This window comes from Terrisphaera buseokensis (assembly GCF_047521145.2).
In the GTDB taxonomy this organism is placed as follows: Bacteria; Verrucomicrobiota; Verrucomicrobiia; order Opitutales; family Opitutaceae; genus ER46.
On sequence record NZ_CM134186.1, the window covers coordinates 5,944,829 to 5,959,570 of the forward strand.

13 protein-coding genes are annotated in these 14,742 nt (G+C 68.1%); 1 reads left to right on the top strand and 12 read right to left on the bottom strand.

What is annotated here, in order from left to right; genetic code table 11:
* Positions 1–61: 61 nt before the first annotated feature.
* The 12 genes from ACLJEU_RS22325 to ACLJEU_RS22380 all read right to left on the bottom strand — a co-directional run bounded on the left by ACLJEU_RS22325 (position 62) and on the right by ACLJEU_RS22380 (position 11,509).
* Positions 62–874, bottom strand: coding sequence for an outer membrane lipoprotein carrier protein LolA (locus tag ACLJEU_RS22325; protein WP_414662752.1), 813 nt, complete (start codon positions 872–874; stop codon positions 62–64).
* Positions 871–1,653, bottom strand: coding sequence for a glycosyltransferase family 2 protein (locus ACLJEU_RS22330; RefSeq protein WP_414662753.1), 783 nt, complete (start codon positions 1,651–1,653; stop codon positions 871–873). Before ACLJEU_RS22330 ends, ACLJEU_RS22325 begins: the two co-directional genes overlap by 4 nt.
* Entirely contained in the window at positions 1,650–2,402 is a 753-nt protein-coding gene (locus ACLJEU_RS22335; RefSeq protein ID WP_414662754.1) for a lysophospholipid acyltransferase family protein, read from the bottom strand. Before ACLJEU_RS22335 ends, ACLJEU_RS22330 begins: the two co-directional genes overlap by 4 nt.
* Positions 2,399–3,361, bottom strand: coding sequence for a lysophospholipid acyltransferase family protein (locus tag ACLJEU_RS22340; RefSeq protein WP_414662755.1), 963 nt, complete (start codon positions 3,359–3,361; stop codon positions 2,399–2,401). The genes ACLJEU_RS22335 and ACLJEU_RS22340 overlap by 4 nt, the downstream gene beginning before the upstream one ends.
* Entirely contained in the window at positions 3,358–4,017 is a 660-nt protein-coding gene (locus ACLJEU_RS22345) for a hypothetical protein (protein ID WP_414662756.1), read from the bottom strand. Before ACLJEU_RS22345 ends, ACLJEU_RS22340 begins: the two co-directional genes overlap by 4 nt.
* Positions 4,010–5,116, bottom strand: a complete 1,107-nt coding sequence (locus ACLJEU_RS22350; protein WP_414662757.1) for a beta-ketoacyl-[acyl-carrier-protein] synthase family protein — start codon at positions 5,114–5,116, stop codon at positions 4,010–4,012. Before ACLJEU_RS22350 ends, ACLJEU_RS22345 begins: the two co-directional genes overlap by 8 nt.
* Positions 5,117–5,143: 27 nt before the next feature.
* The gene (locus ACLJEU_RS22355; RefSeq protein WP_414662758.1) at positions 5,144–5,464 is read right to left on the bottom strand and encodes a phosphopantetheine-binding protein; all 321 of its coding nucleotides are present in this window, start codon (positions 5,462–5,464) and stop codon (positions 5,144–5,146) included.
* A gap of 151 nt (positions 5,465–5,615) precedes the next feature.
* Positions 5,616–6,884, bottom strand: coding sequence for a beta-ketoacyl-[acyl-carrier-protein] synthase family protein (locus ACLJEU_RS22360; protein ID WP_414662759.1), 1,269 nt, complete (start codon positions 6,882–6,884; stop codon positions 5,616–5,618).
* Positions 6,881–7,273, bottom strand: a complete 393-nt coding sequence (locus ACLJEU_RS22365; RefSeq protein ID WP_414662760.1) for an acyl carrier protein — start codon at positions 7,271–7,273, stop codon at positions 6,881–6,883. Before ACLJEU_RS22365 ends, ACLJEU_RS22360 begins: the two co-directional genes overlap by 4 nt.
* A 13-nt stretch (positions 7,274–7,286) precedes the next feature.
* Positions 7,287–8,855, bottom strand: coding sequence for an NAD(P)/FAD-dependent oxidoreductase (locus ACLJEU_RS22370; RefSeq protein WP_414662761.1), 1,569 nt, complete (start codon positions 8,853–8,855; stop codon positions 7,287–7,289).
* 67 nt (positions 8,856–8,922) lie between these two features.
* A complete protein-coding gene (locus tag ACLJEU_RS22375; protein ID WP_414662762.1) occupies positions 8,923–10,212 on the bottom strand; it encodes an NAD(P)/FAD-dependent oxidoreductase in 1,290 nt (429 codons plus the stop codon).
* Between the two features lie 454 nt (positions 10,213–10,666).
* Entirely contained in the window at positions 10,667–11,509 is an 843-nt protein-coding gene (locus ACLJEU_RS22380) for an IclR family transcriptional regulator (protein ID WP_414662763.1), read from the bottom strand.
* A 199-nt stretch (positions 11,510–11,708) separates the two neighbouring features.
* Here ACLJEU_RS22380 and ACLJEU_RS22385 point away from each other — a divergent pair, with 199 nt between their 5' ends.
* Complete coding sequence (locus tag ACLJEU_RS22385; protein ID WP_414662764.1) at positions 11,709–14,741, top strand: TonB-dependent siderophore receptor; 3,033 nt, start codon at positions 11,709–11,711, stop codon at positions 14,739–14,741.
* Position 14,742 lies beyond the last annotated feature (1 nt).

Genomic DNA, 14,742 nt, shown 5'->3' on the forward strand with positions numbered 1-14,742 from the left:
GGAAGCGTCGGCGCTCCGCCCGCAACGTCACAGATGCAGGCGGGACGCCTGCGCTTCCAGCTTACCGGAAGAAACGGCGCAACGTGTCGGCGGTGAACAACACGTCCTCCAGCGTCTGGCGAATGGTGATTTCGATCCGCTGCGTCGGGGACTTGATCATCTCGATCTGAGTCAGGGCATTGTCCTCGCCACTCACCGTCAGGGTGCCGAGCAGGGCGGCGAACGCCGGATCGCGCGGCACGAACGCCAGCGACCACTTCGCCCCGTCGCGCCGACCGTGGACCGCAAACTCCTTCGTCAGCGCCGCAAGATCGAACCGCAGGATGTTCACCATCGCCGCGGTCGCCGCCTGCGCGCGGCTGTCCGAGGGCGCGGGACGTTCGCGGCCGTCGTTGTCGCGCAGCAACAGCCCCTTGGCGTCGACGATCAACACGCGGGGCTCGGGCTCGAGATAACGCAGACTCAGGCCGAGCTCGGGCACGATGCGGATCTCGCCCCGCAGCACCACGGGCGTTTTGCGAAAGGGAAAATAGCGCTTCTCCTCAAAACTCGACTGCCGCGTCTTGTTGGGCGCGAGGCGATCGAAGAGCCCGCGCCAGGCCGGATCGTTCGCAGGATCGGTGAGCAACGTCTGCGGCGAAACCAATGCAGGCACGTCGGTGGCGGCTGGCACCGGTGCCGGAACCGGCGTTGCGGACTCTTGGGCGTCCGCGGCAACGGCGAGGAGGAAGGCCGAAACGAAGACGTCACGCAAAACTGCCGTCGCCCAGGAGCGCAGGCGTCCCGCCTGCTTCGATCCCATGCCGGCCGGAGGCCGGCGTTCCCGGTTCATGCCTGCATCCAGGCGCGCAAAGCAGAAAAGAGTTTTTTTCACGTGGTTGAACCCGTTCGAGCGGCGCGCGCACGACGGACGCGCCGGAGAGAGACCCAGCGCCACAACAAAAGTTGCGTCAGCAGACGCGAGTGCAGCCAGACCAGCTTGGCGTTGTCGCGCAGGTAATTGAAATGCGAGATGCCGCCCTCGTCCTTGCCGAGGTAACGACACGGCGCCGGCAGGTTCACCGTCGGCACCCCGGCCCAGAACATGCGCACAATCACCTCGGGATCGAAATCGAAGCCGCGCGCCCGGCGCGTCGCCGCGAGCGCGCGTTGCAACGCGGCGGCCGGGTACACGCGAAAGCCGAACAAGGGATCGTCGATGCCGGCGCCGAGAATTTCCAGGCGCGCGAGACCGACGCTCAGCTTGCGCCCGTGCAGCCGTTCCAACGGCACCTCGGGGCCGAACACCGGCCGGCCGAGAACCATCGCGGCCGGCTCGGCCTGCGATGCCGCCATGAAACGCGGAATGTGATCGACCGGATGCTGGCCGTCGGCGTCGAGCGTGAGCACATGCGTGAAACCGGCGGCGAGCGCGGCGGCGACGCCCGTTGCCACGGCTGCACCCTTGCCGCCGTTGCGCGGTCGCACGATCACGCGCACCCGGGGATCGCGCGCCGCGATCGCCTGCGCGCTCGCGGAGCTTTCGTCGGTGCTGCCGTCATCGACGATCCACACGGGACTCCACTGCGCGAGCGCGGAGCCGACCGTCTTCGCCAGCAACCCGCCGGAGTTGTAGCTGGGAATCAGGACGAGATGCGTGGCGGACGGCGTCATGACGGAACGAGCGCGGTCAGAAGTTGATGCCGGGCGCGCGCGGTCAACGCCGCGGCGGACTCCTCCTGCCGCCACTCGAGTTCGCCGAGCAGCGTGATGTCCACCTGCGCGGGAAACTGCGGCGCCCGCCACCACGACCAGCCCTTGGGCACGAGATCGATCGGGGCGCGCACCACGATCACGCGCACGGGCACACGGGCCCGCGAGGCGATCAACGCGAAGCCCGGACGAAGCGGATTCAGCGTCGTGCCGGGAACGGTGCGCGTGCCCTCGGGGAAAATCAGCAGCGAGTTGCCGCCGGCCACGCGACCGGCGACATCGCGGATCAAGTCGACGCCGTTGTCGCCGGATACGTATCCGCCCATCAAGGCCGCCGGACCGAGCACCGGGTTGCGCATGATCTCCGGCTTGAAGATGCAGATGGCGTCATGCAGGCGCGAGAGGATGAACGTCGCGTCGAGCAGGCCGGGGTGATTCGCGATGTACACGGCGGGACCGGCCGTCGCCTCGGGTGTGAAGCCGTGGAAGCGCACGTAGATCAAGCGCGTGGCGTGCAGCCAGGCGCACCATGCGACGAAGAGCCGGCGAATCGTCGCGCGCACCGCGGAACCGTGCCGCGTCCGATCCCGCGAGAGGAGCAACGGCGCGCAGGCGACGTTCAAAAGCACGCCGACAGTCGCGAACATCGTCCAGGAAATCCAGTTCGCCACCCAGTGATAGACCCGCAGGGCCCGCCGCGAGATCGTCATGGCGCGGGCGGGTTGAGCGGCGTGAAGTTGAACCAGAGCGTGGGATCGCGCCGCAGGAACCCTTCGATCCGCGTGAGGAAGTCCTGGAAGTGGGCGCGCGCGCGCGCGAGGTTCGCCGTCTTGCCGCCTGGCTCGGGCCGGAAGATCGGCGAGCTGTGCACCACCGAACGGCCAGGGCCGTCGGGCAATCCCACGCACAGCACGACCGGCCGCTGAAAAATCAGCGCGAGGTGATAAATCGTAAACGGAAACTCACGGCGCGCGCCGAGGAATTCGAACGCCTCGGTCTTCGCGCTGAATTCGAGCCGGTCGCATTTCAACGCGACCGAGCCACCGGCGGCGATCGCGTCCTTGAGCGCAAACAGCAGGTTCGCCGGATCGTTTACCCAGATGAACGAGACCCACTGCGCGAAGCGCGCGCCGAGCACCTCGGTGTCGTGCGAGTTGCCCACGCGCTGGCGCACCATGAAAACGCGCCGGTGCTCCTGCCGTCCGAGCAGGAAACCGGTGAGATCCGAATGCCCGACGTGAAACGTTCCGAGCAGCGCCGGTTCGCCCGTGGCGAGCAGGGTGTGAAAGCCGTCGGCATCCGGCGCGAGCTCGCCGAAGTGCGACAGCCCGCGCGCCACGCGCAGCCGGAGCATGAGAAATTCCTCGAACGCCAGGAAGTGACGGAACACATCGCGCAGCGCCGGCTCGCGGCCGGTGATCGCGCGCAGGTACGCCCGCGAATGCGCGCGCTGCTGCGGCATGTTGGCGAGCGCCACCCACGTGCCGAGCTTGCGGGCCGGACGAAAGATGAACTCGGGCACGACCGCGTCGCACGCGCACAAGAAACGATAGCCCCAACTCGGACCCGGATTGCGCGCCGGGAGTACGGGCGTCGCGCCGGCGGGTTTACGCGATGGAGGCGGGACGCTTGCGCTGCCGGCGGCGCTGCGATGGACGGTGGGGTTCACCGCCACTCGAGTTTCAAGGCCAGCCCGGGCGCCACGCCCGCATCGATCGGCTGACGCGCCTGCAACGCATCGAAGAAGGTCGGAAGCGCATACTCGCCGCCGCCGGCGACCTCGGGCACGGCCCGCAACTCCACCCGCGCGAGCGCGCCGGCAGGATCCCGCGTGAGCGCGAGCGCGAAGGCGAATGTCCGATCGCTCGCGGCGCGCTGTTCGAGCAGCCACGTGCCGCGTTCCTCGCCGCCACAGAGCAGCACGCGCGGCGCCGGTGACAGCATCGCGGCGAGCAGCGCGTGACCGACGAGATGCTGCCGGCCGGTGAGCGGAAAAAATTCGCCCACGGGATGCTGCCGCGTGATCAGCGCCTGCTGGACCGCGCTGGGATGGATCGACGTTTGAAAGAGCGTCGGACTCGCGCCGGGAAAGCTCTCGAGATAACCTTCGAGCGCGCGCGTCTCGGCGTAAGCCGAGGCATACACGACGGCGTCATCAGCGCGCGGCCCGAGATCGTCGAGAGCGGTGCCCACGAGCAGGCCGAGCTGCGTCATGCGCCGCGTCGCCCCGCGCGCGAAGCGTTCCTTCAACCGCTCGCGCGTGATCGCGGGCGTTTCCTCGCCGGCATCGCACGCGCTGATCGCCTGGAGATGGGCTTCAAACATGGGTGAGGAGAAAGGCGCCGTGCGCGCCGCCAAACGCGTTGCTCGCGCATACAACGGCGTCGGTGCCGGCGATGGAAAATGATTCGTGCGCGACGCTGGGTACGAAGCCGGGACCGACGCTGCCCACCGTGCCCGGCGCGCGCCCGCCTCGGATCGATTCGCACGCGAGCGCGAGTTCGACGAGTCCGCAGCTGCCGAGGGTGTGGCCCAAGCTGCCTTTCCAACCGACGAGCGGCGCGCCGGGAAACGCCTCGGCGAGTGCGGCGCTCTCAAGTCGGCCCGCCTCGATCGTGCCGGTGCCGTGGCCCTTCAGCCACAAGCGGCGGCCCGCGGCGGCCGTGCGCAGCGGCGCGAGGCACGCGGCAAAACCGGCGCCATCGGCGCGGTTGGCGGTGAAGTGGTGCATTTCGTTGTAGATGCTCTGCGCCGCGAGGGCGAAGTCGCCGCGGTCCCGCGTCAGCACCGCGAACGCCGCGCCGTCGCCGAGCCCGATCGAACCCGTGGGTCGATCGGCGTACGGGGCAGGAAACCCGGCGTTGAGGATCTTCAAGGCATGAAACCCGCCGGTCACGAACGGGCTGATGAAGTCGAAGGAAAACACCAGCGCGCGATCGGCGAGCCCGGCGTCGATCACGCGCGTCGCGAGCAGCAGGCCCAGGTGGGCGGACACGCACGCATGCGAGACGGTGGTGACGTTGCCACCCCACCCGAGCGAACGGCCGACCCATTCGACGCAGGCGTGCGGCGTGCCGTAGGCGAGATGGGCAGCGTCTCCGTGACGCCGATACGCGTAGAGGCTGCCGACGCCGAAATTGCTGCTCGTGACAAACACCGGCCGGCGCGCCGAGCCCCAGTCGTCCGCCGGCATCGTCGCGACGAGCGCGCGCAGCACCGGCAGCCAGTTGGGCGGTGCCGTTTCGTCGAAGCCCCGGCCCGGGGCGAGTGCGAGCGGCACCGTTTCGCCGCCGTCGGCGCCGAGCACCGGCAGCGCGCGCAACGCGACCTCGTTCCGCAGCAGTGCGGCATGCGTGGTCGCGCTGTCACCGAGGGCGGTGATGCAGCCGGTGGCTTCGAGGCGGACGGCGGAAGGGGAAGACATGGCGCGGCGAAGGGGGGCCGCGAAACGTTAGGTGGGCAGCCGCGCCGGGTCCGCGCGCGCCCGGATGAATTCGGCCAGATGAGCGACGCTGGCCAGCGCCTGCCGTGATTCCTCGCTGCTGGCGATCTTGATGCCGAATTCCTTTTCGAGCGTCACGACGAGTTCGAGCGCGTCGATGGAATCCAGGTTGAGACCGGAACCAATCAACGGCTCGTCGTCCGCCATCTGGGCGGGCGTGATGTCCTCGAGCTTGAGTGTCGCAACGATGAGATGCTTCAGCCGGGTGATGAGCGGATCGGGCATGAGTGTGACCACAAGCGAATGGAACATCGCCGTCGCGGCAAGCATGCGAAACGCCGGTGAGGGGACAAATTCCCGGGACGGGGAACCGGAACGGGGACCACGAGTGGGACCGTGAGTGGGACCGCGACCGCCCTCGGTCGCATTCGAACCGAGCGACCGGGGGCGGTCGCGGTCCCGCAGTCAGTCCGATCCACTATTACCCGCTCAACCGCCGCAACACGTGGCACACATTGCTGCCGCCGAAACCGCTGCTGTTGTTGAGCATCAGGTCCGGTGCCTCGGCGAGCGACGCCCGCGGCAAATCGAGACCCGCGCACGCCTCGTCGGGTTCGACCAGGTTGACGTTACCCGGCACAAAGCCCTCGGCGAAGGCCAGCGCACAGAACGCCGCCTCCATCACGCCCGCAAGCGAGAGCGGGTGACCAGTCAGACCCTTCGTGCTGCTCACGCGGGGGTGATGCCCGTCGGTGGTGAAGACCGCGCGCAACGCCAGCGCCTCCGAGCGATCGCCGGCCGGCGTGGACGTCGCGTGGGCGTTCACATAGCCGATGTCACCCGCCGACACTCCGGCGTCGGCGAGCGCGCGCCGCATCGCCGCGGCCAGGCCCGCTCCCTCGGGATGCGACACGGCCACATTGTAACCATCCGCGGCCTGCCCCCAGCCGGCGACTTCGCAGTAAATCGTCGCGCCGCGCCGGCGCGCCGCCTCCGCCTCCTCGAGAATCAGGCAGACCGCGCCACCGGCACCGACAAACCCGTCGCGTGCGCGATCGAAGGGCCGCGACGCCGTCAGCGGATCGGGATTCGTCGAAAGCGCCCGCATGGCCGCGAACGGCAGGATCGTCTCGGCGTTCACCTCTTCGGCACCGACCACCAGCATGCGCGTCTGCCGGCCCAGCCGGATGTCGTCCACCGCGCAGCCGAGGGCGTGACTCGAAGACGCGCACGCGGCGGCGAAGCCGCCGACCGCGCCGCGAATGCCGTAGTGGGCGGCGAGGTTGAAGTTGAGCGTGCCGGCAATCGACGCCACGACGCCCATCGGGTTGCCGCGTTCGCCGCGGACCGCGTGCATGTGCGCGAGATGATGATGCAGCAGGAACGCCGACCCCGCAGAAGCACAATAAAGTCCGGTGCCACCGTCGGTGAGCGCCTCGTTGGCGAGGCCGGCGTCGGCGAGCGCCTGCTCGGTCGCGCACAAGGCATAGAGCCCGTGCGGGGAAAGACTGCGCAGCGTTTCGCGCGAAAGATCGTAGCGCGCCGGAAAACGCCAGTCGCGCCACACCGGGGACTCGGTGACGAACTCCTTGATCGTGCCGGCCACCTTGACGCTGATCGCGGGGTTGCCGAGGAACTCGATGGCCGCAAGGCCGGGCCGCAAGCGTCGCAGGCTGTCGACCACGGCCGCGCGGTCGTTGCCGATGCTGGTGATGAAGCCGAGACCCGTGACAACCGCGGTGCGGTTCATGCGGAGGTCGCGGGTCCGTCGGCGGGACGCTGCTGCGCGAGCTTCTCGCGCACAAAGGCGCGGAGATCACCCACCGTGCGCACGCGCAGGATTTCGGCGTTGGTGACGTTCACCTGCAGCAGATCCTCGATGAAAAACACCATCTCGGTGATCGCCACCGAGTCGAAGCCGAGGTCCGCGACCAGTTCAGCCGTGTCGGTCACCCGCGCCTGTTTCTGCGGCATGTGATCGCCGACGATGGCGAGGACCAGCGTGTCGGCCGCCGCGGCGTCACCCGTCGCCCGCAGGCGCACATAAGCGGCGCGCACCTCGGCGGGAAAGTGCCGGAGCAGGGTCTCGACGGCGTCAGGCAGGGCGGGCGCGGGAGGAAGCGGGGCGGAGGATTCCATTGCGGGAAAAATTTCAGGCGGGATCGGGCAACGGCGCGGAGCCGAGCACCGCGCCGCGCGCGTGCGGCGAGCCCGCGCGCGTGAACCACGTCCGCCAGCCTTCGCGGAGCTCGAGCCCCAGCCAGATCGCCAGCAGTCCAGCGATGCGCACGGGCAGCCGCCGGTTGAACTCGTAGCTGATGAAGCCGAAGTAACGCCGGTCGTTGTTGCGGCCGAAGACGCCGCGCTGCTGCCGGGATTCCGCCATGGCGACGAAACGCCGGTTGTAGAGCGCCATGAGCCGGAACGGCCACTTGGCGTTCGCGTGCGTGAACGGCGGCGTCTCCAGCAGGTGTTTGCCGTGCTTGAACGGCTGCGCGACCACGCCGAGGTAGTAGAGGCCGAGATCGAGGCGGAACGCCAGGGTCATGAGGTCGTAGTCCCCCATGTAATAGTACTTGTCGCGGTAGAGCGCGTGAAACCAGCGGTCGTAACTCAGCCGGAACCGGGCGTTGTGCGCCGCCACGCGCGGTGCCACGGGCTTGCCGCGGAAACTCTCGTGGATCAGCGCCGCCGCCGCGCTGGTGGAAAACGAAATCCAGTCCATGCCCGGCGAGTAGAACGGATCCATGAACGCCGCCGCGTCGCCGACCAGCACGGCGCCGTCGGTCGCGTACGTGGAACTCGAATACGCCAGGTTGCGGCGGAAATGCACGTCGCCCTCGCGCCACTGCGCGTCCGCCATCACTTCGCGCGCCATCGGGTGCGTCGTGAGCATCGTCCGCAGGCGCTCGCCGAGATTCGGCCCGGGCGGCAGTTCGGTGAGGCGCTGATCGTAGACCACGCCGATGCTGACATCCCCGCCCTTGAGCGGAATGAACCACGCCCACCAGCCGCGGCCGGTGATGTGATTCGTCGCCGTCGAACGCAGGCCCTTCACGCGGTTCGCCCACGCGGGAAACTTCGCCGCGACCTCGCGCCCGTCGAGCGAGCGCACGCCGGTCCAGCGGCTCCAGCACGTCGCCGTGGGATGCGCGGTGTTCGGCACCTGCCAGCCTTCCTGCCGTGCCAGCACCGCGGCCACGCCCGAGGCATCGACCACCCAGCGCGCCGTCGCCCGTTGCGCGACGCCCTGCGCGTCGTCCCAGTCGATCGTCTGCGCGCCACCGTCCGCCAGCTTCACCTGCCGGATGCGAATCGACCGGTGCACCACGGCGCCGTCGGTGATCGCGTTGGCCAGCACCTGCTCGTCGAGCACCGCACGATCCACCTGATAACCGGGCAGCCGCACGTTGTAGCGCGGTCCCGTTTCGCTGCACTGGTCGAGGGCGCGCGTACGATCGTTCGCGAACCAGAACCGCATGCCCTGTTTCGGGATGTGTTTCTCGAGCAGGTGATCCGTCAGGCCGAGGACGCGGCCGAGAAAATAGGCGCTGATCTCCACCGTCGACTCGCCCACGCGGCGGGTGAAGCGCTCGGAGCGTTCCAATATCAGGACACGCAGCTCCGGATTCTTGCGCAGCAGCAGGCACGCCGTGGCCGACCCCGCCAGGGCACCACCCATGACGATGACGTCCCAATCGGTTCGCGACGCGGAATCCATGGCGGAGATGAAAGGTCCCGCGCCACCGGCGGCAACCGCAAACCTTGGGCCCAACTTCGCCCGCGGCCTAGCCCGGCGCCGGCGTGCCGAGCGGCGCCTCCGCAGCCTCCGGCCGCTTCACCACCGGCCAGTAGCGCTGCAGGCGGCACACGGTCAGAAACAGGGTGTAACGCCACCACAGCGACCAGTTGGTCGGGGCCTGGCCGGCGACAATGGAGGTGATGCCGCGGGACAAGTCCCACGGGATCACGTTGCACATGAAGACATCGAAGGCGTCCTCATCATAGAAGGCGGCAATCAGTTTCTGGAAAACGCCCGCATGCCGTTTCACCGCGCGCGTGTAGCCGCGCTGCTCGGCCGGCGACAGACCGCGGCCGGCCGCATGCGCCCGCGCCACGAGATCGGCGGCAAGTTTGCCGGACGACGTCGCAAGGTACACGCCCGACGAAAAAATCGGATCGAAGAAACCCGCCGCATCGCCCGCGAGCACGAGCCGCTCCTGCGCCAGATCGCGACGGAAGTAGCTGTAGTCGCTGGTGACGTGAAACGCCATCGTCGGCGTCGCCCGGGCCAGCAGTTCGCGCAACTTCGGTGACGACGCGACCGCGCGATCGAAAAACGCCGCCGGTTCTTGCCGCTCCGCCCGAAACGCTTCCACGGTGGTTACCAACCCCACCGAGGTCCGCCGCTCATCGATGGGAATGAGCCAGACCCAGCCGTCGTCGAGGCGCACGATCAGGATATTGCCGGCTTCGCGGCCAGGCGCGCGGAGCACGCCTTCGAAATGACTGAAGATCGCCATGCGCTTGGCGAGCACCGGCGGATCGAGCGCGCGCTTCTGATCCGACATCAGGCCGGTCTCGCGCCCCGTGGCATCGATGACCCACGGCACGGTGAGCGTGGATTCTCCGGTGGGACCGGCCAGCGTGACGCGGTGTCCGCCGGCGACCGGCGCGACCGCTTTCACCATCGTCTCCAGGCGCACCTCGGCACCGAGTTCACGCGCGTGATCGAGCAGCACGGTGTCGAACCGCGCGCGCTCGACCTGAAACGTCGACTCCAGTCCGGGCCTCAGGCCGTTCGCAAACACGACCTTCTTTACGCCGCTGCCATCGGAGCGGTGAAACTCCGCGCCGTACTTCGGCATGAAGCCGGCGGCCTGCACCTTGGGCCAGGCACCCGTGGCCTGCAGAATCCTATTACCCGCCGGCAGCAACGACTCGCCGATGCGAAAACGCGGGAACGCGCTCTTCTCCACCACCAGCGTGCGCAGCCCCTGCTGCCGGGCCGTCGCCGCCGCGGAACTGCCCGCCGGACCGCCGCCAATGACGAGCAGATCGAATGCGACGGTGTTCATGGTAAACGCGGCTGGAAGGCTGCTCGCTCCATCCGAGACCGCCGGGCCGGAGATTCAAGAACGGAATCGACGGCCGCGCCCCACGCTTGCGGTCGCGAATGCGACGAAATGATCCACCCGCCGCCGACTCACCGTGCACCGGAGGAAATCGGAGAGCATCGACTCCTCCCTGGAACTCGCGTCCGTCCGCGTGATTCGCAGGCACCTGCTCCACACTTGCTCAAAGTCAGCCCGCGTTTTCTCGCCAGTGTGCCGCGCCCACGTCGAAACACCCGGCCCACCCCACCCGACAACCTCCCTACTCGGCGGAACGATTTGTCATCTTATGGATGACTTACCGGGCGGGCGGTTTTCCTTCGCGCGTTCCCGGGGCAATGCTGGCGCGACCGCGGCACCGGGATGGGGTCCGGGCGCGACGTGCCCGCGAGCGCGACGGTCGGCCTCGGGCTCCGGCTCAGGCTTCCTTGGCCGACGCGCTGAGCTGCTTCGTCATGCGCGCGGTGATCTCCAGCAATCGCTCCCGCAAACGCCGGAGCTGCGGCGGCGTGATGCGCGACAGCGGCGCGCTGCACCCAACGGCGAATAGCAGCCGGCCCGTGGCCTCGAAGACCGGCGCACCAATCGCCACGACGCCGCTCTGACCGATGTTCTCCGTGATCGCGATGCCCTCCTCCGCCACGCGCTGCAGCAGCGCGAGACGCTCGGCCGCGTTACGGACGCCGACGCCGGGACTCGCCTCGTCCTCGCGTCGGATGTGACGTTCCTGCGTCGCGCGATCCTGAAACGCCAGCAGCACGCGGCCCGAGGCCAGCCCCATGGGGTGCTCGATCACGCCCTGCCGATGCGTCACGGCCAGGGCATGCCCGGCCTGGATCCAGTCGACCACCACGGCCTGCTCGTGCTGCCACGCCAGCACCACGATCGTCTCGGCCGATTTCTCCGCGAGCGACTCGATGTACGGCCGCGCGAAACGCCGCATGTGCTGCAGCGGATCCACGCCGCCGCCGAGGCGCAGCGCGGCCAGCCCGAGCCGGTACTGACGCGACACCGGATGCGCCTCGACGAAACTCGCCGCCTGCAGCGTCTTCAGGAGCGTGTGCGTGACAGGCGGCGACAACGCGAGCTGCCGCGCGAGTTCGCGCACGCCGATCCAGTCGCCATGCCGGTCGAGCAGTTGCAGCAGCCGCAGCGCCTTCTCCACCGACTGCACCCGCGCCCCGGCCGCAGCCACCGGAGGGCGCGCCGTCGAAATCTTTTTCGTGGGAGCGGCTTTGCGCCGGGCGGTCGAAGCAATCATGGGACGAGGGTGAACCGAACTAGCTACGAGCGCGGGCAGCTGACAAGTCCATTGTTCTGCTAATCGGAACACCATTCCGATTAGCGGAACTTTCGCCTTGCGCCACTCCGCCGTGAAACGCTGAGTGACAGCGTCGTGATATTCCCCGCGGAGCCGTGCCCTGGCTCCGTTCGCCGTCCCCCTCCGTGCCCTCCCCACCATGACCTCCGCCCCGCCCGTATCCGTCCCGGCCTCACCGCTGCGTTTCTCCTCCCCCCTCACCCGCCTGGTCCGGCGCACGCTGCCGCTCGCATGGGCCTTCACCCCCTTGCTGCTCACGGGCCAGACGGTCGCCCCGGCCTCGGGCAAGGTCGAAGTCAGCACCGTCGTCCTCAGTCCGTTCACTGTCACCTCCTCGGCCGACGTCGGCTATCAGGCCGCGAACACGCTCGCGGGCAGCCGCATGAACACGAAACTCTCGGAGACGCCGGCGTCGGTCTCGGTCTTCACCGAGGAGTTTCTCAAGGATCTCGGTGCGACGAGCCTCGCGGACGTCCTGGAATACGGCGTCAACGCCAACGCCGACTTCAACGCCGTCTCCACCGCGCCGAGTTTCTTCTACATGGACGGCGCACTGCTCAACGGCGTGCGTGTCAACAACCGCGGTCTCTTCGCCTCGCAGACCGTCGACTTCCTCGAGACCACCCTCCCGATCGACGCCTACAACACCGGCCGCTTCGACGTGTCGAGCGGACCGAACTCCGTCCTCTTCGGTTTCGGCTCGGCCGGCGGCATCGTCAACGCCCAGACCCGCGCCGTCGATCTGCGCCGCACTGCGGTAAACCTCACGGCCGTCGCCGGCTCGTGGAGCGCGTATCGGGCGGAGGCGGACATCAACGTCGCGGCCGCCAAGGATCGACTCGGCTTGCGCGTGATGGGCGTGCACGACGAACGCGACACCTGGCGCCGTTACGCGCGCCGCGAAACCGATCGCTGGACCGCGGTGGCCTCGTTCAAGCCCTGGAAGACAACGACGCTGACCGCACTCTACGAGGACGGGGATCTGCAGAATCCGTCGGAGCGGCCGTTCAACCGCATCGACAACGTCTCGTTCTGGTGGGATCGCGGCCACGGCACGGTGGACAACACCAGCTTCGGCACCAGCAACACCGCGGTGCAGAACGCCACGGGCGTCCGCGGCGCGGGCATCCGCAACGTCTGGGTTTCGAACGACGGCCGCCCCGTGTTCGCCCGCGCCGGCAGCGCCAACACCGTCATCTACCGCAGCGCCGGCCGCTACGAAGCGGGCGTCAACAGCGGCATCGTCGCCCAACGACTCGAGTCCGGTGCCTACCAGACGCTCCTGCCCACGACCCCGCAGGCCAGCGGGCTGCCGTACTCGCCGTACGACATCAATTACTACGGTCCCGAGGCGATCCGCACGAACGCGATCAACCGGAAGTATTTCAAGCTCGAGCAGCAGCTCGGCCGCGACGGATTCCTCGAGTTCGCCTACAACCGCGAGCACGGTTCGGGTTTCTCGCACCAGATGTCCGGCGACTTCGCCGTCTACGGCGACCCCAACCTGTATTCACCGAACCCGGACGGCACCGCCACCCGCGTCGCCAACCCGCGCGCCGGCCAGCTCTACGTCGAGCAGATCTGGTATCACAATATCGAGGCCGTCCGCAACGAGGTGATGCGCGGCACGGCGTCGTGGAAACTCGATCTCGGCCGCTGGGGCGAACACCGCCTCGCCGGCATGGCCGAGCGCTCCGAGTCGACCAACCGCACGACGCAGGGACCGGAGATCCTGGTGAACGCGACGACCCGCGTGCCGATCCTCAACGCCGCCGCGCCGGAGAACGGCCAGAACACGCTGTACCGGCGCAATTATGTTTCCGCGAACGCACCCGAGACCTTCTACGCCGGCTCGCGTTTCGACACCCGGCCGATCGTCTACGGCGGCGCCACGTACGTGCCGCGGCTCATCACCAACGCCAACGCGAACGGCGCCGTGCGCCAGATCGACAGCATGATGCTCGCGACGCAAAGCCGCTTCTTCAACGGCCGGCTGATCGCCACGGGCGGACTGCGCCGCGATCAGGTCGACATCACGCCCTTCAGCAACGCCCGCATCGCCGCGACCGATCCGCGCGTGGCCTCCGGCGAGAAGATCGCCAACGAGTACGAGCTGTTGAACGAGGATCCGGCGAACCGGCGCTCGTATGACTTCAAGACCTACACCGCGGGCGCGGTCGTCGGCGTGACGAAATGGCTGAGCGGCTTCTACAACGAATCGAACAACAATGGCGCGCCGCAGACCAACCGCCGCATGCTGCCCGACGCCGGCCTGCCCGTGCCGCCCGAGGGCACCGGCCGCGACTACGGCCTGATGCTGAACTTCCTCGACGGCCGCCTCTTCGCCCGCGCGACCGCGTTCAACACCGAGTCGCGCAACGATCCCACCGTGCGCGACAACGCGTTCATCGTCGCGCACCGCCGCATCATCACCGCGTACCGCGACAACGGCCTCATCACCCAGGCCGAGGCCGACACGCGCTCACTCAACGCGTACCTCGGCGACTTCATGTCGGATCTCGCCACGAACGGCTACGAACTCGAGGTGAAGGCGAACCCGACGAAGAACTGGACGCTCACCGCCTCGTATTCCTACACGAAGCTCAAGCGCAGCAATCTCGGCCAGGACTGGTATCCGTGGTTTGCGGAGCAAAAGGCCTACTACAGCCGCTTCCCAGGTTCGCTGGTCACCACCGCGAACAATCCCGTCAGCACCGAAATCGCGCAGATCGAAACGGGCGTCGCGAATCTCTTCGCCCTGAACGAACTCGGCTACAACAACCGCCCGCACAAGGCCAATGCCTTCGTGCGCTACTCGTTCGACGGCGAAAAGCTGAAGGGCTTCTTCATCGGCAGCGGCGTCCGCTGGCAGGACAACAACGTGCTGCAGCGCGAAATCACCGGCTTCGATGCGCTCGGCAAGGACGTGCTCGGGAAAATTCAGTACGGGCCGGAGATCTTCAATGTCGACGCCCTGATCGGTTACTCAACGCGGCTGAAGTCGGGGCCGCTCGGACGCGGCACGACGCTGCGCGCGCAGCTCAACATCGCGAACGCGTTCGACAGCGAACGCATCCAGGTGATCCGGTTGAACCGCGTGGGCGACGGCTATTGGCGCGTCGTGCCGCGTGAACCCCGCAGCTTCCGCTTCTCGCTCTCGCTCGGCTTCTGAA

Excerpts from the sequence above, each read along its gene's own strand:
- ACLJEU_RS22350 (WP_414662757.1), bottom strand. The coding sequence starts at position 5,116 with ATGTCTTCCCCTTCCGCCGTCCGCCTCGAAGCCACCGGCTGCATCACC.
- ACLJEU_RS22370 (WP_414662761.1), bottom strand. The coding sequence starts at position 8,855 with ATGGATTCCGCGTCGCGAACCGATTGGGACGTCATCGTCATGGGTGGT.
- ACLJEU_RS22375 (WP_414662762.1), bottom strand. The coding sequence starts at position 10,212 with ATGAACACCGTCGCATTCGATCTGCTCGTCATTGGCGGCGGTCCGGCG.
- ACLJEU_RS22335 (WP_414662754.1), bottom strand. The coding sequence starts at position 2,402 with ATGACGATCTCGCGGCGGGCCCTGCGGGTCTATCACTGGGTGGCGAAC.
- ACLJEU_RS22330 (WP_414662753.1), bottom strand. The coding sequence starts at position 1,653 with ATGACGCCGTCCGCCACGCATCTCGTCCTGATTCCCAGCTACAACTCC.
- ACLJEU_RS22380 (WP_414662763.1), bottom strand. The coding sequence starts at position 11,509 with ATGATTGCTTCGACCGCCCGGCGCAAAGCCGCTCCCACGAAAAAGATT.
- ACLJEU_RS22355 (WP_414662758.1), bottom strand. The coding sequence starts at position 5,464 with ATGCTTGCCGCGACGGCGATGTTCCATTCGCTTGTGGTCACACTCATG.
- ACLJEU_RS22360 (WP_414662759.1), bottom strand. The coding sequence starts at position 6,884 with ATGAACCGCACCGCGGTTGTCACGGGTCTCGGCTTCATCACCAGCATC.
- ACLJEU_RS22365 (WP_414662760.1), bottom strand. The coding sequence starts at position 7,273 with ATGGAATCCTCCGCCCCGCTTCCTCCCGCGCCCGCCCTGCCTGACGCC.
- ACLJEU_RS22385 (WP_414662764.1), top strand. The coding sequence starts at position 11,709 with ATGACCTCCGCCCCGCCCGTATCCGTCCCGGCCTCACCGCTGCGTTTC.
- ACLJEU_RS22345 (WP_414662756.1), bottom strand. The coding sequence starts at position 4,017 with ATGTTTGAAGCCCATCTCCAGGCGATCAGCGCGTGCGATGCCGGCGAG.